At 68.2% G+C, this 19,209-nt stretch carries 16 protein-coding genes; 12 read left to right on the forward strand and 4 right to left on the reverse strand.

The window, feature by feature from the left end:
* Window positions 1-117: 117 nt before the first annotated feature.
* The 11 genes from cysD (at window position 118) to VEA98_RS04300 (ending at window position 12,126) form a co-directional block, all read left to right on the forward strand.
* Complete coding sequence (cysD, locus tag VEA98_RS04250) at window positions 118-1,026, forward strand: sulfate adenylyltransferase subunit CysD (protein WP_414642138.1); 909 nt, start codon at window positions 118-120, stop codon at window positions 1,024-1,026.
* Window positions 1,026-2,933, forward strand: a complete 1,908-nt coding sequence (gene cysN / locus VEA98_RS04255) for a sulfate adenylyltransferase subunit CysN (RefSeq protein ID WP_324811234.1) — start codon at window positions 1,026-1,028, stop codon at window positions 2,931-2,933. The genes cysD and cysN overlap by 1 nt, the downstream gene beginning before the upstream one ends.
* 33 nt (window positions 2,934-2,966) lie before the next feature.
* Entirely contained in the window at window positions 2,967-3,743 is a 777-nt protein-coding gene (locus VEA98_RS04260; RefSeq protein WP_324811235.1) for a sulfite exporter TauE/SafE family protein, read from the forward strand.
* Window positions 3,743-4,504 carry a 3'(2'),5'-bisphosphate nucleotidase CysQ gene (locus VEA98_RS04265; protein ID WP_324811236.1) on the forward strand — a complete coding sequence of 254 codons (762 nt, stop codon included), beginning with the start codon at window positions 3,743-3,745 and terminating at the stop codon, window positions 4,502-4,504. The genes VEA98_RS04260 and VEA98_RS04265 overlap by 1 nt, the downstream gene beginning before the upstream one ends.
* Window positions 4,505-4,567: 63 nt before the next feature.
* Entirely contained in the window at window positions 4,568-5,737 is a 1,170-nt protein-coding gene (locus VEA98_RS04270) for a glycosyltransferase family 4 protein (RefSeq protein ID WP_324811237.1), read from the forward strand.
* 198 nt (window positions 5,738-5,935) lie between these two features.
* Window positions 5,936-7,198: a UDP-N-acetyl-D-mannosamine dehydrogenase gene (gene wecC / locus VEA98_RS04275; protein WP_324811238.1), complete on the forward strand. Its 1,263-nt coding sequence runs from the start codon at window positions 5,936-5,938 to the stop codon at window positions 7,196-7,198.
* Entirely contained in the window at window positions 7,195-8,313 is a 1,119-nt protein-coding gene (gene wecB / locus VEA98_RS04280) for a non-hydrolyzing UDP-N-acetylglucosamine 2-epimerase (RefSeq protein WP_324811239.1), read from the forward strand. Before wecC ends, wecB begins: the two co-directional genes overlap by 4 nt.
* A 6-nt stretch (window positions 8,314-8,319) precedes the next feature.
* Complete coding sequence (locus tag VEA98_RS04285; protein WP_324811240.1) at window positions 8,320-9,567, forward strand: glycosyltransferase family 4 protein; 1,248 nt, start codon at window positions 8,320-8,322, stop codon at window positions 9,565-9,567.
* Window positions 9,564-10,157 carry a sugar transferase gene (locus tag VEA98_RS04290; protein WP_324811241.1) on the forward strand — a complete coding sequence of 198 codons (594 nt, stop codon included), beginning with the start codon at window positions 9,564-9,566 and terminating at the stop codon, window positions 10,155-10,157. Before VEA98_RS04285 ends, VEA98_RS04290 begins: the two co-directional genes overlap by 4 nt.
* On the forward strand, window positions 10,154-10,948 hold the full coding sequence (locus VEA98_RS04295) for a formyltransferase family protein (RefSeq protein ID WP_324811242.1): 795 nt from the start codon (window positions 10,154-10,156) through the stop codon (window positions 10,946-10,948). Before VEA98_RS04290 ends, VEA98_RS04295 begins: the two co-directional genes overlap by 4 nt.
* Before the next feature lie 2 nt (window positions 10,949-10,950).
* Window positions 10,951-12,126, forward strand: a complete 1,176-nt coding sequence (locus VEA98_RS04300; protein ID WP_324811243.1) for a DegT/DnrJ/EryC1/StrS aminotransferase family protein — start codon at window positions 10,951-10,953, stop codon at window positions 12,124-12,126.
* 28 nt (window positions 12,127-12,154) lie between these two features.
* On the opposite strand, the gene VEA98_RS04305 is transcribed toward VEA98_RS04300, so the two are convergent.
* From VEA98_RS04305 to VEA98_RS04315, 3 genes are read right to left on the reverse strand one after another with little or no spacing between them, the layout of a single operon-like run.
* Window positions 12,155-13,588, reverse strand: coding sequence for a TolC family protein (locus VEA98_RS04305; protein ID WP_324811244.1), 1,434 nt, complete (start codon window positions 13,586-13,588; stop codon window positions 12,155-12,157).
* Entirely contained in the window at window positions 13,588-16,833 is a 3,246-nt protein-coding gene (locus VEA98_RS04310) for a multidrug efflux RND transporter permease subunit (protein ID WP_324811245.1), read from the reverse strand. Before VEA98_RS04310 ends, VEA98_RS04305 begins: the two co-directional genes overlap by 1 nt.
* Window positions 16,834-16,840: 7 nt before the next feature.
* Window positions 16,841-18,040 (reverse strand): efflux RND transporter periplasmic adaptor subunit, encoded by a 1,200-nt coding sequence (locus VEA98_RS04315; protein ID WP_324811246.1) that lies wholly within the window; start codon window positions 18,038-18,040, stop codon window positions 16,841-16,843.
* A 168-nt stretch (window positions 18,041-18,208) separates the two neighbouring features.
* Here VEA98_RS04315 and VEA98_RS04320 point away from each other — a divergent pair, with 168 nt between their 5' ends.
* Window positions 18,209-18,778, forward strand: a complete 570-nt coding sequence (locus tag VEA98_RS04320; RefSeq protein WP_324811247.1) for a TetR family transcriptional regulator — start codon at window positions 18,209-18,211, stop codon at window positions 18,776-18,778.
* Here the strand turns inward: VEA98_RS04320 and VEA98_RS04325 are convergent.
* Complete coding sequence (locus tag VEA98_RS04325; protein WP_324811248.1) at window positions 18,775-19,209, reverse strand: PaaI family thioesterase; 435 nt, start codon at window positions 19,207-19,209, stop codon at window positions 18,775-18,777. The two genes, VEA98_RS04320 and VEA98_RS04325, sit on opposite strands and share 4 nt — an antisense overlap.

Genomic DNA, 19,209 nt, shown 5'->3' on the forward strand with positions numbered 1-19,209 from the left:
CCGGCGTCGTCGGACGTCCGGCGTTCGACGGGGGTCCACCCGCACCGGTGCGACGCTCGGTCGGGATGATGGGAGTTGGGGAAGTTGAGTTCAGCCAGGGCAGGCGTCGGAGCAGGCATGGGCCGACAGCGCCTTACGCATCTTCAGCTCCTGGAAGCCGAGAGCATCCAGATCTTCCGCGAGGTGGTGGCCGAATGCGAACGGCCGGTGATGCTGTACTCGGTGGGCAAGGACTCCGCGGTCATGCTCCACCTGGCCCGCAAGGCCTTCTATCCCGGCAAGCCGCCGTTCCCGCTGATGCACGTCGACACCACCTGGAAGTTCCGCGACATGTACGCCCTGCGGGACCGCATGGCGGCCGAGACCGGCATGAACCTGCTGGTCTACAAGAACCCCGAGGCCGAGGCCCGGGGGATCAATCCGTTCGATCACGGCTCGTCGGTTCACACCGACATGTGGAAGACCCAGGGGCTAAAACAGGCGCTGGACCACTACGGCTTCGACGCTGCCTTCGGGGGCGCGCGGCGCGACGAGGAGAAGAGCCGCGCCAAGGAGCGGGTGTTCTCGTTCCGCTCGGCGGCCCACCGCTGGGATCCGAAACAGCAGCGGCCGGAACTCTGGCAGCTCTACAACACGCGTATCGACAAGGGGGAATCGATCCGGGTCTTCCCGATCTCGAACTGGACCGAACTGGACGTGTGGCAATACATCCAGCTGGAAAACATCCCGATCGTGCCGCTGTATTTCGCGGCGGAGCGTCCGGTGGTCGATCGGGACGGCACGCTGATCATGGTCGATGACGACCGCATGCGGCTGCGCCCCGGCGAGGTCCCGATGATGAAGAAGGTGCGTTTTCGCACGCTCGGCTGCTATCCGCTCTCCGGCGCGATCGAGAGCGAGGCGGACACCCTCGGCGCCATCGTCCAGGAGATGCTGCTCGCCACCACCTCCGAACGTCAGGGCCGGATGATCGACCACGACCAGGCCGCCTCGATGGAGAAGAAGAAGCAGGAGGGTTATTTCTGATGGCCCACGTTTCGGACCTCATCGCCACCGACATCGACGCCTATCTGGCCGCGCACCAGAACAAGAGCCTGTTGCGGTTGATCACCTGCGGATCCGTCGACGACGGCAAGTCCACGCTGATCGGGCGACTGCTGTATGACTCCCGGATGGTCTTCGACGACCAGATGTCGGCGCTGGAAGCCGACTCGAAGCGGGTCGGCACCCAGGGCGGCGACCTCGATTTCGCGCTTCTCGTCGATGGCCTCGCCGCCGAGCGTGAACAGGGCATCACCATTGATGTCGCCTATCGCTTCTTCTCGACCGACCAGCGGAAATTCATCGTCGCGGACACCCCCGGACATGAACAATACACCCGCAACATGGTCACCGGGGCCTCGACCGCCGACCTCGCCGTGGTCCTGATCGACGCCCGAAAGGGCGTGCTGACGCAGACCCGCAGGCACAGCTATCTGGTGTCCCTGATCGGCATCCGGCACGTAGTCCTGGCCGTCAACAAGATGGACCTCGTCGACTGGTCGCAGGATCGGTTCGACGCCATTGTGGCCGACTACAGGGCGTTCGCCGCCAGGATCGGAATCGAAAATGTCGTCTGCATTCCGATCTCGGGGCTGAGAGGCGACAACATCACCTCCGCCAGCGCCAACTCGCCCTGGTATTCAGGCCCGACCCTGATGCAGCATCTGGAAACCGTCGAGATCGACGAGGACCGGCTGCAGGGCGAACCGTTCCGCATGCCGGTGCAATGGGTCAATCGCCCGGACCTGAATTTCCGGGGGTTCGCCGGCCGCGTGGCCTCCGGGCGGATCAGGGCTGGAGACCCCGTGCGGGCGCTCCCCTCCGGCCGGACCTCGACCGTCGGGCGGATCGTGACGCTGGACGGCGATCTCGAGGAGGCTGTAGCCGGCCTGTCGGTGACGCTCACCCTTGCGGACGAGATCGACATATCCCGGGGCGACGTCATCGCCGCCGCCGACTCCCCGCCCGAAACGGCGGACCAGTTCGAGACCACCGTGGTCTGGATGGCGGAGGAGGAGCTCCTCGCCGGACGATCCTACTGGCTGAAAATCGGCGCCAAGCTGGTCTCGGCCCAGATCACCGACATCAAATACAAGATCAACGTGAACACCCTGGAGCACCTGGCCGGCAAGACGCTGGAGCTCAACGAGATCGCGGTCTGCAATCTGTCCGTCGACCAGGCGATTCCCTTCGACGCCTACCGCGACAATCGCACCATGGGCGGGTTCATCCTGATCGACCGGATCACCAACGCCACGGTCGGCGCGGGAATGATCCATTTCGCCCTTCGACGGTCCCAGAACATTCACTGGCAGACCCTCGATGTATCGAAGGCGAACCGGGCGGCCCTGAAGCAGCAGAGCCCTGCGGTGCTGTGGTTCACGGGGCTTTCCGGCGCCGGCAAGTCGACGATCGCCAACCTCGTCGAAAAGCGTCTTCTCGCCGAGGGGCGGCACACCTATCTCCTCGACGGCGACAACGTCCGCCATGGCCTCAACAAGGATCTCGGCTTCACCGAGGCCGACCGTGTCGAAAACATCCGGCGGGTCAGCGAGGTGGCGCGGCTGATGGCCGACGCGGGCCTGATCGTCCTCGTCTCCTTCATCTCGCCGTTCCGCGCCGAGCGGCGGATGGCGCGGGAGATGATGGCGCCGGGCGAGTTCCTCGAGGTCTTCGTCGACACGCCGCTCGAGGTCGTTGAACAGCGCGATGTGAAGGGTCTTTACGGCAAGGCGCGACGGGGCGAACTGAAGAATTTCACGGGCATCGACAGTCCGTACGAGCCGCCCGAAAATCCCGACATCCATATCGACACGTCCAGGCTGACGCCCGAGGACGCCTGTTCGCAGATCGTCGAGACCTTGCGCCGCGCAGGGCGCCTGCATGGCTGACGCTGCGACCGGCCGATTGTCCTGGGGGAGCTGATGGAAGACTTCCTTCTGTTCGCCGCGGTAGGCTTCGCGGCCCAGATCGTCGACGGAGCCCTGGGCATGGCGTACGGCGTCGTCTGTTCGACGGTCCTCCTCAGCCTCGGCGTGCCGCCGGCCACCTCGTCGGCCAGCGTCCACGCGTCCAAGGTCTTCACCGGCGCCGCCTCGGCGCTGTCGCATGTCGGGCACCGCAACGTCGATTTCCGCGCCCTGGTCCCGTTGGCGGCTGCCGGCATCGTCGGCGGCGTGGTGGGAGCCACGATCCTCACCTCGATCGACGGCGCCCGGATCAAGCCCTATGTGATCGCCTGGCTGGGCGTCATGGGCCTGGTCATCCTGCATCGGGCCTGGCGCGGCGTGAGGCCGCGCACAACGCCGTTCAGGGCTCCGGTTCCGCTCGGCTTCGTCGGCGGCTTGTTGGACGCCATGGGCGGAGGCGGGTGGGGTCCGACCGTGACCACCTTGCTGGTCGGTTCGGGAACCCCGCCGCGGCAGGCGATCGGCACCTCCAACTCGGCCGAGTTCTTCGTCGCCGTGGCCGTCTCCTCCGCCTTCCTCTTCGCTCTTGTCACCGGCCACTGGCGGAACGCCGAGGGCCTCCAGGGCCACGCCTGGGCCGTGGGCGGTCTGGTCGTTGGCGGCGTGGTCGCGGCGCCCCTGGCGGGCTGGATCACCAAGGCGCTGCCCGCCCGCGGACTCACCTGGATCGTCGGCGCGCTCGTCCTCGGGCTCGCCCTATACCAGTTCGCGCAGATGGCGGGACTTGTCTGATGATCACGGCGACGGACCTCGACCTCGAAGCGGATGCGGAACTCGCGGAAAAACTGGCCCGCACGGCGGGCGAGCTCCTGACCGTGCTTCAGCGCTCCGGTCTCCTGGAGGGCAGGGCGCTCGGGGCGGCGGGGGACGCGATCGCTCACGCCTTTCTGTTGCGCGCCCTGGCCGAGGCGCGACCGGCGGACGGCCTGCTCTCCGAGGAGGCCCCTGCGGATCCGGCGCGTCTCTCCTGTGCGCGGGCCTGGATCATCGATCCGCTGGATGGAACGAGGGAGTATTCCGAAGGGCGCACGGACTGGGCCGTTCACGTCGGCCTCGCGATTGATGGCGAGGCCGTGGTCGGCGCCGTCGCCTTGCCCGGCCTCGACCTGGTGCTCTGTACCCGCGCGCCTTCGCCTGCATGCGAGGCGCCGGCGCGGCCGCGCATGCTGGTCAGTCGCACGCGGCCCGGCGCAGACAGCGTGGCCGTCGCGGAGGCGATCGGCGCCGACCTCGTTCCGATGGGTTCGGCGGGCGCAAAGGCCATGGCGGTTGTAAGGGGCGAGGCCGAGATCTACCTGCACAGCGGAGGGCAGTATGAGTGGGATTCCTGCGCGCCGGCGGCGGTGGCGCGCGCCTGCGGTCTGCATGTCTCACGCGCGGACGGATCGCCGCTGAGGTACAACCGCCCCGACCCTTACCTGCCGGACCTCCTGATCTGTCGCCCGGAATGGGCCGATCGAATCCTCGCCGCGACCTCGGCGGCGCGTCGTTAGCGCCCGCCGGGCCAGACGGCCGCTTCAGTCGAGCCGAAAGAAGAAAGAGCGATAATGCACATTGTGCACCTGACGTCCGTTCACCAGCGTGTCGACACGCGCGTCTTTCACAAGATGTGCCGGACGGTCGCCGAGGATGGGCATCAGGTAACCCTGGTCGTCGCCGACGGTCTGGGCGACGCCACCCTTGAGGGCGTCCGGATCCTCGACGTCGGACGATCTCCCGGCCGCCTGGCGCGGGTGCTCGGCGCCCCCGGGCGACTCTTCCGGCAGGCGCTGCAACTGGACGGCGACATCTATCACCTCCACGACCCGGAGCTTCTCCCGATCGGAATGCGCCTCAAGGCCAAGGGGCGTCGGGTCATCTTCGACTCGCACGAGGACGTGCCCCAACAGATCCGCAGCAAGAGCTACATCAGCCCGATCCTGAGGGGTGCGATCTCGGCCGCGATGAGCGCCTACGAGTCTTTCGCCTGCAGGAAACTCGACGGCGTGATCGGCGCGACGCCCCACATCCAGGCGAAATTCGCCGGCATGGGCATCCGATGCGTCGCGGTGAACAACTACCCTCTGCTCAGCGAGTTCGGACCCGCCCTCGGGCAGTCGGTGAAACAGGACGCCGTCTGCTACGTCGGAGGGATCGCGCGGGTCCGCGGCATCATGGAACTGCTGGAGGCGGCCCGACACCTTTCCACGCCTGTGCGCATCAACCTCGGGGGTCCGTTCGAGACCCAGGAACTTCGTGCGGCGTGTGTGGCTCACCCCGGCTGGGCGCGATTCAATGAGCTCGGCTTCCTGAGCCGGGCCGGGGTCGCAGAGACCCTGGGAGCGTCGCTGGCCGGTCTGGTGACGCTCCAGCCCACGACGGCGTACACGGTGTCGCTGCCGGTCAAGATGTTCGAATACATGGCCGCTGGCCTGCCGGTCATCGCGTCCGACTTCCCCCTGTGGCGGACGATCGTCGAGGAAAGCGGCTGCGGCATCTGCGTAGACCCCATGGACCCCGTCGCCATTGCGGGCGCGATCGACTGGCTTGCCACGCATCGTGAAGAGGGCACGCGGATGGGCGAGAACGGCCGTCGCGGGGTTTTGACACGCTACAACTGGGATGCGGAGAAGCGGACGCTTCTGAACTTCTATTCCGACATCATCGCCGGCGGGTCCGGCGCGGCGCCGGATTCGCCGGACCGGGAGCAGGGTCTCGCCTCCCAGAGCGGCCCTTCTGATCAATGATTTTCCGTTCACAAGGAACGACCGCATCTGCTATCGGAAGAACCGGGTCGTCGCATGCCCTGGCTGGCCGAAGGCTGAAGCAATGTGACTGCATTGGTTCGCGGTGACAGTAGAGCGACGTCATATTGATGGAATTCGACTGGGCGGACTCCAGCGGGTTGGCCGGCCTTGGCGTGACGGACTCGCGGGAGTGGGGCAATGAAGTTTAAGAAGGTCTGTGTCGTTGGTCTTGGCTATATCGGCTTGCCAACCGCAGCTCTGATGGCGTCACGTGGCCTGGAGGTCGTCGGCGTCGACATCAATGAATCCGTGGTCGACTCGGTGAACCGGGGCGCCGTCCATATCGTTGAGCCGCGTCTGGATGCGGTGGTTCAGGCCGCGGTCGGGTCTGGGCGGCTGCGGGCCGCCCCCCGTCCGGAAACCGCCGACGCCTTCCTGATCGCTGTGCCCACGCCGATCACCGCCGACAAGGCGTCGGACATGCGCGCCGTGCTCAGCGCGGTGGACGCCATCGCACCGGTCCTGAAAGCGGGCGACCTGGTGGTGCTGGAGTCGACATCGCCGGTGGGCACCACGGACATCATCAACCAGCGGATGGCCGCCGCGCGCCCCGATCTGCGGTTTCCCAAGGTTGGCGTCGACGGGCCGGACGTCCACGTCGCCTACTGTCCGGAGCGGGTTCTCCCTGGCAAGGTCATCCAGGAACTGGTCTCCAATGATCGCGCCATCGGCGGGATGACCGAGGCGTGCACGGAACTGGCGACCGGCCTCTACGCGCTGTTCGTCGAAGGCGAACTGGTGGCGACCCGGGCCCGCGAAGCCGAACTCTGCAAGCTCGCCGAAAACGCGTTCAGGGACGTCAACATCGCCTATGCGAACGAACTGGCCAACGTTTGCGACAGCCAGGGCGTCGATGTTTGGGAGGTCATTCGTCTGGCCAACCGGCATCCGCGGGTGAATATCCTGAACCCCGGCCCTGGCGTGGGAGGGCACTGCATCGCCGTCGACCCGTGGTTCATCGTTGAATCGGCGCCGGACGACACGCCGGTCATTCAGGCCGCTCGGGCGGTCAACGACGGCCGGCCGCACAGGGTCGTGGAAAAGATCCGCGTCATGGTCGAGGGCCTGCGTTCACCGGTGGTCGCCTGCCTCGGCCTGGCGTTCAAGCCGGACATCGACGACCTGCGCGAAAGCCCGGCGGTCGATGTTGTCCTTGAGGTCGCGCGACTGCCCGGCGTCGAGTTGTTGGTGGTCGAGCCGAACATCAATCAACTGCCGGCTCATATTCGCGCCGCGGGCGCTGAGCTGGTCGACCTGGAAACCGCTCTTTCGCGGGCCGACGCCGTTGCCGTTCTGGTCGATCACACACCCTTCCGGCAGAACGTCGACCGGATCGCCGCCAAGGACCGTATCGTGGACACGCGCGGCATCCTGTCCCGAACTGTGTCGGCCGTTCTATGAAGCCGGTCCTTTGTGTCTTCGGCACGCGCCCCGAGGCCATCAAGATGGCCCCTGTGGTTCGCCGCCTGCGTGAATGTGGAGTGCCTCACCGGGTCGCCGTCACGGCGCAGCACCGGGAGATGCTCGACCAGGTCCTGGACATCTTCGGGATCGTTCCGGACTACGACCTGGACCTGATGACGCCCAACCAGTCGCTTGCGGAGCTGAACGCGCGTTGCCTGGTGGGTGTGGACCGGGTGATCTCCGAGTGCGATCCCGTCTGCGTGGTGGGGCAGGGGGACACGACCACCGTCTTCGCTTCAGCCCTGGCCGCCTTCTATCGCGATGTGCCCTTCGCGCACGTTGAGGCGGGCCTGCGCAGCGGCAATCTGCGCAGCCCCTTCCCGGAGGAGTTCAATCGCGTCGCGGCGGGGAAGCTCACCAGCCTGCATTTCGCCCCGACCCGGCTGGCGCAGGACACCCTGTTGCGCGAGGGGGTTGATCCAGCCGCCGTTCTCCTGACCGGCAATACGGTCATTGACGCCGTGGAGACCGCCCGGGGTCTGATCGAGCCGCTGACTCTCCCGGGCTTCGACTCCTTCGGCTTGATCACCGTCCACCGGCGGGAAAATTTCGGCCGGCCGGTCGAGGATATCATCGCCGCGATCCGCGAGGTCGCCCTGGCGCGACCCGGCTTCGGGTTTGTCTGGCCCGTGCATCCAAATCCCCAGATAAAGGGTCGCGTCGAGGCGGGCCTTCAGGGCCTTCCCAACGTGTTTCTGCGAGCCCCTCTGGACTATCGGGAGTTTCTCTCCGCCCTGTCGGGAGCCTCGCTTGCGCTTTCGGACTCAGGCGGAGTCCAGGAAGAGGCTCCGACCCTGAAGACGCCCGTCCTGGTGCTTCGGACGGAGACGGAACGGCCGGAAGGCGTCCATGCCGGGGCCGCCTTGCTGATCGGCGTGGAGCGGACCTCGATCGTCGACAACACGCTCCGGCTGATCGACGATGCGCAGGCGCGGGAAGCGATGATCGTCGACACCTCTCCCTATGGCGACGGGCGGTCGGCCATCCGCATCGTGGAGGCGCTGGTGAAGCGGTATGTCGGCGAAGCGAGCGGCGTCGGAATGGCGACCTGACCCCGGATGCGTATCCTCTACATCCATCAGTATTTTGGCACGCCCGAGAGCAACTGCGGGACGCGCTCATACGAAATGGCGCGGGCCCTGGTCGCGGCCGGGCATGAGGTGACGATGGTCTGCGCGTCTTCGGACCGCTCGACGACCGGGTTGACGGACGCTTTCGTCAGAGGGCGCCGGCAGGGCGTGGTCGACGGCATCCGGGTCATCGAGTTCGCGCTGGGCTATTCGAACAACGACCCGCTTCTCACGCGCGCATGGCGGTTCGCGATCTTCGCCCATCGATCCATCTGGACGGCCCTGAAAGAGCCGTACGATCTGCTGTTCGCAACCTCCACCCCCTTGACCGCCGCCGTGCCGGGCATCGCCGGCAAACTGTTCCGCCGCAAGCCCTTCGTGTTCGAGGTGCGCGACCTCTGGCCGGAACTTCCACGCGCCATGGGGATGACCAATCCGCTGCTCATCGGCGCCATGGCCCTGCTGGAACGCTCGGCCTACGCCATGGCCGATCACGTGATCGCGCTGGCGCCCGGGATCCGCGACGGCGTCGCCCGGACGGGTTTCAGGAAAGACCGCATCACCCTGATACCGAACGGCTGCGACCTCGACCTCTTCGGCGCCGCTCTGCCCATCAGGCCGTCGGATCAGTTTCCCGACATGATCAACCCGGGCGACTTCGTCGCCGTCTTCGCCGGCGCCCATGGCAAGGCGAACGGCCTCGGCGCAGCCATCGCCGCGGGCAGGGTCCTGCAGCAACGGGGACGCACGGACATCAAGCTGTTGCTGATCGGTTCGGGCTCCGAAAAGCGCCAGCTGATGCAGGACGCGGCGGATCTTGAGACCGTCCGCTTCGTCGATCCCCTGCCGAAGCTCCGCGTCGCCGGCCTGCTCCGCGGAGCGGACGCAGGCCTGCAGATACTGGCCAACGTCCCGGCCTTTTACGACGGCACCTCGCCCAACAAATTCTTCGACTACCTGGCGGCGGGGCGGCCCATCCTGATCAACTATCCGGGATGGTTGGCGCAGCTGGTGGGCGAGCAGGGTTGCGGATGGGCGGTGCGGCCGCAGGACCCCGAGGCCTTCGCCGACGCCCTGATCGCCGCCGCCGGAGATCGTCAGGAGACGGAGCGGCGGGGCGCCGCGGCCCTGGCCATGGGGGAGCGGCTGTTCGCGCGCCCCACCCTGGCCAGGCGGTTCGTCGAGACGCTTGAAGCGGTCGCGGCCGGCGTGGCGGAGCCAGGCGCAGCCCGATGAAACGCCTGTTCGACATCGTCGTGTCGGCGACGGCCCTCGCCCTCCTGTCCCCGTTGCTGGCGGTCATCGCCGTGATGGTGCGCCGGCGCATGGGATCGCCGGTCCTGTTCCGGCAGGTCCGCCCGGGGCTCCACGGCCGTCCGTTCGAGATGATCAAGTTCCGCACCATGCGCGACGCCCATCTCCCCGACGGCAGCGCCCTGCCCGACGCGGAGCGGCTGACGCCTCTGGGCCGGTGGCTGCGCGCGACCAGCCTGGATGAACTTCCTGAACTCTGGAACGTCCTCAAGGGCGACATGAGCCTCGTGGGGCCCCGCCCGCTGCTGACCGAATATCTGCCCCTCTATTCGCCCGAACAGGCGCGACGTCACGAGGTCCGCCCCGGCGTCACCGGCTGGGCCCAGGTCAATGGCCGCAACGCCCTGAGCTGGGAGCGCAAGTTCGAGCTCGACGTCTGGTACGTCGACAGACACAATCTGTGGCTCGATTTGAGGATCCTCGCCTTGACGATCCACAAGGTGATCGCCAAGCACGACGTCGATGAGCCGGGGGGCGTGGGGCAGACCCGGTTCTCAGGAAACTCGAGATGATCCAGGTCCTGTTCATGGGGCGAAAGCCGGTCTCGGCCCGGTGCCTGCAAGCCTTGCTTTGCCGCTCCGACGTCGAGGTGGTCGGCGTTCTTACGGACAGCCACCTGGCGGTCTCGGTCACCGCCGACGTCGCACGGGCCGCCGGCGTTCCGCTCTATGACTACGAGTCGGCGACCCGGGCCGTGGCCGACGGCAGCCTGCGTTTCGACCTTGGCCTGTCCATGCTGTACTGGCGGAAATTCAAGGGCGAACTTCTCGCTCATCCCGCCCGCGGCATCGTCAATTTCCACCCCGCGCCCCTGCCCGGGTACAAGGGGGTCGGCGGCTACAATCTCGCGGTCTTGCATGGGCTGACGGAGTGGGCCTGCACCGCCCACTACGTCGATGCGTCGATCGACACGGGTCCGATCATCGCCGACCGAGTCTTCCCCATCGATCCCGGGACGGCGACGGCGCAATCGCTCGAGCGTGAATCGCAGGATGTCCTGTTCGAGCTTTTCGCCGATGTGTTCGAGCGGCTCTGCCGCGCGCCGGGGCGGCTCCCGACCAGGCCGAACGGGACCGCGACAGGCCTCTACCTTTCCCGCACCGAGCTTGAGGCGCTGAAAAAGGTCGATCTCGACTCCGACGATATCGATCGGAAGATTCGCGCCTTCTGGTTCCCGCCGTACGACGGGGCCTATGTCGAGGCGGGCGGGCAGCGGTACACCCTGGTCAATCGGGCCCTGCTCGAATCCCTGGCGGATCCAAACGCCAGCTCGCTGTTCTCACCACCGGCGGCGAGGGACTGAACATGCTCAACACGCCCTTCTCGCCCTGGCCGTCGTACACCCGCGAGGAGGCGGATGCGGTCGCCGCGGTGCTGTCCTCCAATCGCGTCAACTACTGGACCGGTGACCGCTGTCGCGAGTTCGAGCGCCGCTTCGCCGAGTGGACCGGTTCGAAATACGCCGTCGCCCTGGCCAACGGCACCGTCGCGCTCGACGTGGCGCTGAAGGCGCTGGGGATCGGTCCGGGCGACGAGGTGGTCACCACCCCGCGCACCTTCCTCGCCTCGGCGTCCTGCATCGTCACGGCCGGCGCCGTCCCGGTCTTCGCCGACGTCGACCCCGACAGCCAGAACATCACCGCCGAGTCGATCCGAGCGGTCCTGACCCCGCGGACCAAAGCCATCATCTGCGTCCACCTCGGCGGCATGCCGTGCGACATGGATCCCATCATGGCCCTGGCGGAAGAGCGCGGCCTGAAGGTCATCGAAGATTGCGCCCAGGCCCACGGGGCCCGCTACCGGGGACGCAGCGTCGGCTCCATCGGTCACATCGGGGCTTGGTCCTTCTGCCAGGACAAGATCATCACCACGGGCGGCGAGGGGGGCCTGGTCACCACGGACGACCCGGACCTGTGGGCCTTCATGTGGTCCTACAAGGATCACGGCAAGAGCTGGGAAGCGGTCTACGAGCGCGAGCACCCGCCGGGGCCGCGGCTCGTCCACGAAAGCTTCGGCACCAATTGGCGCATGATCGAAATGCAGGCGGCGATCGGCCTGATCCAGCTCGGCCGCATGGCCGGCTGGACGGCGCGGCGTTCCGAAATCGCCCTGCGCTACGCCGAGGCCTGCGCGCCGTTCGCCAGTGTTCGCGTTCCGCTCCCGCCGGAATTCATGACCCACGCCTGGTATCGCTTCTACGCCTTCGTGGATCGTGATCGACTGGCCCAGGGTTGGACCCGTGATCGCCTGATCGAGCAGATCAGCGCGGCCGGCGTACCGTGCCTGCACGGCTCGGCCTCGGAAGTCTATCTGGAGAAGGCCTTCGACGGGACGGGCTGGCGCCCGCTCCAGCGCCTGCCCGTCGCCCGCGAACTCGGGGAGACAAGTCTGGCGCTCCTGACCCATCCGACCTTGACGGAGGATGAGGTCGCAAAGACCTGCCGCGCACTGACCGACGTACTGTCCCAGGCCACCCTCTAGGGTCGTCCGGCGCCGTCTTCCCGCCGCCTCACCCCTCGCTCCAGCCCCCCGCCAGCGCCTTGAACACGGCGATCTGGTAGGTGGTGACCAGCGCCTCCGACGCCGCCAGCTGGGCGTCGGCGCCGGCCAGGGTCCGTTCCGCGTCCAGCACCGTCAGGAAGCTGTCCGCCCCCGCCTCGAAGCGCAGCCGCGACAGGCGGGCCGCATTGGCCGCCTGGTCCCGCGCCGCCTGCAGGGCCGAACGACGGTCCAGCTCGTTGGCGTAGTTGGCCAGCGCCGTCTCGGTCTCCTGCAGCGCGACCAGAACGGTCTGGTCGAAGGTGGCGAGCGCCGCGTCCGAGCCGGCGCCGGCCTGTTCGATCCGGGCGCGGGCGGCGAACACATTGGGGAAGGACCAGCTGATCAGCGGCCCGACGCTGAAGCGGAAGCTGGCGTCGTCGCCGAGATCTGCGGCGTCCAGCGCCGTCGAGCCCAGCGAACCGCCCAGGCTGATGCGCGGATACAGGTCCGCCGTCGCCACATTCACCCGCGCCGCCGCGGCGGCCAGGTTGCGTTCGGCCCGGCGCACGTCGGGGCGGCGCGCCAGCAGGGCGGCGCCGTCGCCGACAGGGATCGGTTGCGACAGCTGCGGCGGACGCTGGCAGGCGCGCGCCGTTTCGCTGGCTTCCGCGGGGGTGCGGCCGGTCAGGGTGGCCAGCCGGAACAGGGCGCCGTCGCGCTGGGCCCGCAGCGGCGGCAGCGAGGCGCGGCTGGATTCCAGCGCCGAGCGCGCCCGGGCCACGTCCAGGCCGTTGCCCGACCCGGCTTCCTGCAGCCGTCGGGTCAGGTCGGCCGTGTCCCCCTGCAGGGCGATGGTCCGCTCGGCCACCTCGATCTGGGCGTTGGCCGAACAGGCGTCGGCATAGGCGCGCGCCGTCTCGGCGGCGACGCTGACGCGCACCACGTCGAGGGCGGCGGCGGCCGCGTCCGCATCGGCGCGGGCGGCGCGGATGCCCGATCCGACGCGGCCGAACAGGTCGATCTCATAGGCGACGTCGAGGCCGACGTCGTAGGTCTCGCCCTCGTCCAGCGGCTGGCCGCCGTTCCCGCCCGGAACCGTGGCGGCCGAGGCGCGGCCGTACTGGCCGGTCGCGCTGGTCGTGGTCGAGGGCAGGCGCCCGGTGCGGGCCTCGCCGAGCGCGGCGCGGACACGACGCAGGTTGGCGGCCGCGGCCTCCAGCTCGTTGTTCTCGGTCAGCGCCTGACGGACCAGCCCGTCCAGCACCGGATCGTCGTACAGCCGCCACCAGTCGTCGCGCGCCGCCTCTGCGGTCACGGCCGGCATGGCGGCCCCGATGAAGGCGCCCGACGCGGTGGGGGGGAGGGTCGCGTCAGGCGCCTTCGGCCCGACCGCGCACGAGGCCAGCAACAGGCTGGCGCCGGCGGTTGCGGTCAGGAACCGGGAAAGGGAACGGGTCGTCATCAGGCGTCTCCCAGCCGGGGCGTGGCGGGCTCGAGTTGGTCATGCGGCGGCAGGCCGCCGGTGGTCGGGATCTCGGCCTCCTTCTGCGGCGCGCCGGGCATCTTCGACGCCGCCCAGCGCATCACCACATAGAAGACCGGGGTGAAGATCAGGCCGAAGAAGGTCACCCCCAGCATGCCGGAGAAGACCGCCGTGCCCAGCGACTGGCGCATCTCGGCGCCGGGCCCGGTCGCCAGCATCAGCGGCACGACGCCGAAGATGAAGGCGAAAGAGGTCATCAGGATCGGCCGCAGACGGGTCCGCGCGGCGCGCACGGCGGCGTCCCAGCGGTTCAGCCCTTCCTCTTCCGCCTGTTTGGCGAACTCCACGATCAGGATGGCGTTCTTGGCCGCCAGCGCGATCAGCACCACCAGGCCGATCTGGACGAGGATGTTGTTGTCCAGACCGCGGATGTTGATCCCGATCATGGCCGCGAGGATGCACATCGGCACGATCAGCACGACCGCCATCGGCAGGGTGAAGGCCTCGTACTGCGCGGCCAGCACCAGGAAGACGAACACCACGGCCATGATGAAGACCAGGGTCGCCCCGCCCGACGACTGCTTCTCCTGCAGCGCCAGCTCGGTCCATTCGAACGAGAAGCCCGGGGGCAGGGCCGCCTGCGCCAGCTGCTCCATCCGGTCGATGGCCTGACCGGACGACACGCTCGGCGCCGCCTGTCCCTGCAGCTCGGAGGCCGGGAACAGGTTGTAGCGCACGATCCGCGACGGGCCGCTGTCGTCCTTCAGCGTCGCCACCGAGCCGATCGGCACCATGGCGCCGGAGGCCGAGCGGGTCTTCAGGTTGGCGATGTCGGCGACGTCGTCGCGATAGGCCGGCTCGGCCTGCGCCGTGACCCGGAAGGTGCGGCCCAGATAGTTGAAGTCGTTGATGTAGGACGAGCCCAGATAGACCCCCAGCGTGTTGAACACGTCGCTGGGCTGGACCCCCATCATCAGCGCCTTGTCGCGGTCGACGTCGGCGGTCACGCGCGGCGATCCGGTGTTGTAGGTCGAGAACACCTGCTGCACCTGGTCCGGCGCCTGGGCGGCGGCGCCCATCATGGCGAAGGTGGCTCCCTCGAGCGCGCGATAGCCCGCGCCCGAACGGTCCTGCACCATCATCTTGAAGCCGTTGCCGTTGCCCAGACCCTGAACCGCCGGCGGGGCGATGACGAAGATGTTGGCGTCCTCGATGCCCGAGGTGGCGCCGGTGATCGCCCCCGCCAGGGCGGCGGCGGCCTCCTCCTTGGTCTTGCGTTCCTTGAAGTCCTCAAGGCGCACGAAGATGGTCGCGGCGTTGGAGCCGAACGAGAAGCTGGAGCCGTCGAGGCCGGCGAAGGCCACGGTGCCGTCGACGCCCTCGGTCTTCTTGATGATGTCCGAAGCGCGGCTCATCACCGCCTCCGTCCGCTCCAGCGAGGCGCCCGAGGGCAGCTGGATGACGCCGATCAGGAAGCCCTGGTCCTGCTCCGGGATGAAGCCGGACGGGGTGTCGAGCACCCGCCACGTGGTCAGGCCCAGCAGGGCGGCATAGACGATCAGCACGATGCCGACGGTGCGCACCAGCCGCGCGGTCAGGCGGCCGTACTTGTCGGACAGCCAGTCGAAGCCTTCGTTGAAGCGCCGTCCGGCCCAGCCGCCGTAGTAGAGGACCGAGCCCCAGGCGCCCGGCCTGCGCACCGTCTCATGAGCTCTGTGCGGCTTCAGCAGCAGCGCCGCCATGGCCGGCGACAGGGTCAGCGACACCAGCAGCGACACCACCGAGGCGGTGGTGATGACGATGGCGAACTCGCGATAGAAGATGCCGGGGATGCCGGGCACGAACATCGTCGGCACGAACACCGAGATCAGCACCAGGCCGATCGAGATCAGGGCCCCGGAGACCTCCTTCATCGACCGGTAGGCGGCCTCCTTGGGCGTCAGCCCCTCGCGGATGTAGCGCTCCACGTTCTCGACCACGACGATGGCGTCGTCGACCACGATCCCCACCGCCAGCACCAGCGCGAACAGCGACAGCGAGTTGATCGAATAGCCGAGCGCCAGCTGCACCGCGAAGGTCGCCACCAGCGCCACCGGAATGGCCACGATCGGGATGATCGCCGCCCGCCAGGTCTGCAGGAAGACGATGACCACCAGCACGACGAGGATCACCGCCTCGAACAGGGTGTGCTGCACCGACTCCACCGAGGCGGCGACGAATTCGGTCGGGTTGTAGGGGATGGAGATGGCCATGCCGGCCGGCAGCTCGCCGCCGATGGCCTCGACCTCGTCCAGCACCCGCTCGGCGGTGGCCAGGGCGTTGGCCCCCGGCTGCTGGATGATGGCGATGCCGACGCCGCGCTGGCCGTCGAAATAGCCGCGGATGCCGTAGTCCTGGGCGCCCAGTTCGACGCGGCCGATGTCGCGCACGCGCGTCACCCGGCCCTCGGCGTCGGTCTTTATCACCACGTTCGAGAACTGGTCGGGATCGCTCAGCCGGCCCTGCACCTGCACCGGCAGCTGGAAGGCCGCGGCGTTGGTGGCGAAGGGCGGCTGGCCGATGGCGCCGGCGGCGGCCTGGACGTTCTGGGCGCGCAGGGCTGTGACGATGTCCGGCCCGGTCAGGCCGCGCGCGGCCGCCTTGGCCGGATCGATCCAGACCCGCATCGAATAGTTGCCGCCGCCGAAGACCTGGACGTTGCCGACCCCATCGACGCGTAGCAGCCGGTCGCGCAGCACCGACTGGGCGTAGTTGCCGACGTAGTCGTTATCCAGCGACCGGTCGGGCGAGGTCAGCCCGACGATCATCAGGAAGCCGCTTTCCTGCTTGTTCACGGTGACGCCGATCTGGCGCACCTGTTCGGGCAGGCGGGGCTCGGCCAGGGCGACGCGGTTCTGGACCAGCACCTGCGCCGCATCCAGGTCGGTGCCCGGCTGGAAGGTGACGGTGACCGCCACCGTCCCGTCCGAGGTCGAAGACGAGGTCAGATACAGCATGCCCTCGACGCCGTTGACCTCCTGCTCGATCGGCGCGGAGACGGTCTCCGCCACGGTCTCGGCCGAGGCGCCCGGATAGGCGGTGTTGATGGTGATCGTCGGCGGCGCGATCTCCGGATACTGCGACAGCGGCAGCAGCGGATAGGCGAAGGCCCCGATCAGGGTGATGAACACCGCGATCACGGCCGCGAAGATCGGCCGGTCGATGAAGAAGCGTGAGATGTTCATGTCCGGCTCAGTCGCCCGAGGACAGGCTGTTGGCGAAGGTCGCGGTCGAGGCCGGCGCGGCCTGGGTCACGGGGATCTGGGCCTCGCGGGCGACCGGACGGATCTGGCCCAGCCGGGCCTGCACCTTCATGCCCGGCGCCTGGATGCGCTGGACGCCGTTGATGATGACGCGGTCGGTCGGGACGAGGCCCGAGCGGATCACCCTCAGGCCGTCGACCACCGGCCCCAGCTGCACCGGCTTGGGCGCGACGGAACCGTCGGCGGCGACGACATAGACGATACGCCGCGCCTGGTCGGTGGCGATCGCGGCGTCCGGCACCAGCATGGCCCGGTAGCTGCCCGAGCCCGCCAGCCGCGCCTGCCCGAACATGCCCGGCTTCAGGAAGCCGTCGGCGTTGGGGATCACCGCCCGCAGCCGGATCACGCCCGACGCGGTGTCGACCGCGTTGTCGGTGAAGTCGAGCGTCCCCGCCCGGGTGAAGGTCGCCTCATCCTGCAGCCGCACCTGGATCGGCGCGGCGCCGTTGCGGGCCTGCCGCTGGTATTTCAGCAGCACGGCTTCCGAGCCGTCGAAGACGAAATGGATCGGCGCGCTGGACACCACCGTGGTCAGCACGTCCGCCGCCGAAGAGCCGCCGGCGACCAGATTGCCCGCGTCGACCCGGCGGTCCGAGACCCGGCCCGAGATCGGCGCCGTCACCCGGGTGAACTCCAGATCCAGCTGCCGCGCCCGCACATTGGCGTTGGCCGCCGCGATCGCGGCCTGGGCGGTCTGCAGGGCGCCGCGCCGGGTGTCGACCTCGGCCTGCGACACGGCCTGCGACTCCAGCAGCGTCTCCGCCCGCTCCAGTTCGGTGCGGGCCAGGGTCAGCTGCGCCTGGGCCTGCGCCAGCTGCGCCCGGGCCGAGGCGAGGGCGGCCTGCGCCGGACGCGGGTCCAGGGTGAACAGCAGCTGGCCGCGCCGCACATAGTCGCCGTCGCGGAAATGGACGCCCGAGACGTAGCCGCCGACGCGGGCGCGCACCTCGACCGACTGGGTCGCCTCGAAACGACCTGTGAACTCGTCCCAGTCCTGAACCGCTTGCACCAGCGGCACGGCCACCGTAACCGACGGCGCCGGCGGGGCCTGCGCCTCGCTCTTCGAGGAACAGCCATAGAGCGCGGCCGCCATAAGGGCGGACGCGGCCACGATCTTCACCGTGCGCATGAATGCCAGTCTCCGTAAGGGAGCGAATCCCTGTCTCAGTCGACTGCGGCGATCGGGGAGGAAGCCGGTAGTCAACGCCCGGTGACTTAATGGTGATCGCATCGCCGCTTGTCAACGGGCGATGACAAAGCCATATAGCCGGTGGGGCTTTGTTCAGGAGCTATCCTGTTGTTTTGTCATGTCGCGCCTCGGCCCAGAAACGCCGAGGCGACCCGCGCCGCCATTCTGGACGCCGCGCGCGAACGGTTCGCGCGGGAAAGCTATGACGACGTCGGCATGCGCGACATCGCCGGCGACGTCGGCGTCGACGCCGCCCTGGTGTCCCGCTATTTCGGCTCCAAGGAAGACCTGTTCACCGCCGTGCTCGACAGCTGCGAGAACGGCGCCGAGCTGATGGAGGGCGACCGCTCGACCTTCGGCGAGCGCATCGCCCACGAGGCCATCTACGAGGCCAAGAGCGAGAGCAAGCTCAAGGGCCTGCTCGTCCTGCTGCGCTCGGTCGGCTCGACCAAGGCGATGGAGCTGGTCCAGCGCACCGGCAACGAGCGCTTCTTCAATCCCTTCGCGGAGTGGGTCGGCGGCCCCGACGCCGCCGTCCGCGCCCGCCTCGCCGCGGCCTTCGTCATGGGCATGGCGGTCAGCCGCGAGATCACCGGCGGCTTCGGTCTCAAGCCGAAGGACTGCGAGCAGATGCGCGACCGCATGGCCGTCATCCTCCAGGGCATCATCGACGGCTAACCCCGCCGTTCAAACTTCCGGATCACGCCGGAGAAGGTCATCAGCACCCGCTCCCCCGCGTTGATCTGGCCGCGCACGAAGATCAGGCTCTTGCCCGCCCGGATCACCTCGCCCGTGGCCTCGACCAGCTCCCCGACATAGGCCCCGTCGATGAAGGTGGAGTCGAGCTGCACCGTCACTCCCGACGCCCCCTCCATCTCCTGATAGGCGGTCTGGAACAGGGCGATGTCGGCGAAGGTCATCAGGCAGCCGCCGTGCATCCGGTTCCCGGCGTTCATGTGCTTCGGCTCGGCCCGGAAGGCGCAGCGCATCCGCCCGTCGGGGTCCGGCTTGAAATAGAACGGCCCGACCACCTGGTCGAAGGTGCCGTGCAGGTCGTACATCTGCCAGCCGGCGAACTCGCCTTCGGTGACAGTGACTTTCGCGACCAT

The sequence above is a fragment of the Brevundimonas sp. genome, assembly GCF_035627055.1.
Classification (GTDB): Bacteria; Pseudomonadota; Alphaproteobacteria; order Caulobacterales; family Caulobacteraceae; genus Brevundimonas.

What these genes read in the sequence shown, in the direction of transcription:
- VEA98_RS04295 (WP_324811242.1), top strand. Translation starts at nt 10,154, where the DNA reads ATGATCCAGGTCCTGTTCATGGGGCGAAAGCCGGTCTCGGCCCGGTGC.
- VEA98_RS04265 (WP_324811236.1), top strand. Translation starts at nt 3,743, where the DNA reads ATGATCACGGCGACGGACCTCGACCTCGAAGCGGATGCGGAACTCGCG.
- cysD (WP_414642138.1), top strand. Translation starts at nt 118, where the DNA reads ATGGGCCGACAGCGCCTTACGCATCTTCAGCTCCTGGAAGCCGAGAGC.
- VEA98_RS04300 (WP_324811243.1), top strand. Translation starts at nt 10,951, where the DNA reads ATGCTCAACACGCCCTTCTCGCCCTGGCCGTCGTACACCCGCGAGGAG.
- wecC (WP_324811238.1), top strand. Translation starts at nt 5,936, where the DNA reads ATGAAGTTTAAGAAGGTCTGTGTCGTTGGTCTTGGCTATATCGGCTTG.
- VEA98_RS04290 (WP_324811241.1), top strand. Translation starts at nt 9,564, where the DNA reads ATGAAACGCCTGTTCGACATCGTCGTGTCGGCGACGGCCCTCGCCCTC.
- VEA98_RS04285 (WP_324811240.1), top strand. Translation starts at nt 8,320, where the DNA reads ATGCGTATCCTCTACATCCATCAGTATTTTGGCACGCCCGAGAGCAAC.
- VEA98_RS04305 (WP_324811244.1), bottom strand. Translation starts at nt 13,588, where the DNA reads ATGACGACCCGTTCCCTTTCCCGGTTCCTGACCGCAACCGCCGGCGCC.
- VEA98_RS04315 (WP_324811246.1), bottom strand. Translation starts at nt 18,040, where the DNA reads ATGCGCACGGTGAAGATCGTGGCCGCGTCCGCCCTTATGGCGGCCGCG.
- wecB (WP_324811239.1), top strand. Translation starts at nt 7,195, where the DNA reads ATGAAGCCGGTCCTTTGTGTCTTCGGCACGCGCCCCGAGGCCATCAAG.
- VEA98_RS04310 (WP_324811245.1), bottom strand. Translation starts at nt 16,833, where the DNA reads ATGAACATCTCACGCTTCTTCATCGACCGGCCGATCTTCGCGGCCGTG.
- VEA98_RS04260 (WP_324811235.1), top strand. Translation starts at nt 2,967, where the DNA reads ATGGAAGACTTCCTTCTGTTCGCCGCGGTAGGCTTCGCGGCCCAGATC.
- VEA98_RS04325 (WP_324811248.1), bottom strand. Translation starts at nt 19,209, where the DNA reads ATGGTCGCGAAAGTCACTGTCACCGAAGGCGAGTTCGCCGGCTGGCAG.
- cysN (WP_324811234.1), top strand. Translation starts at nt 1,026, where the DNA reads ATGGCCCACGTTTCGGACCTCATCGCCACCGACATCGACGCCTATCTG.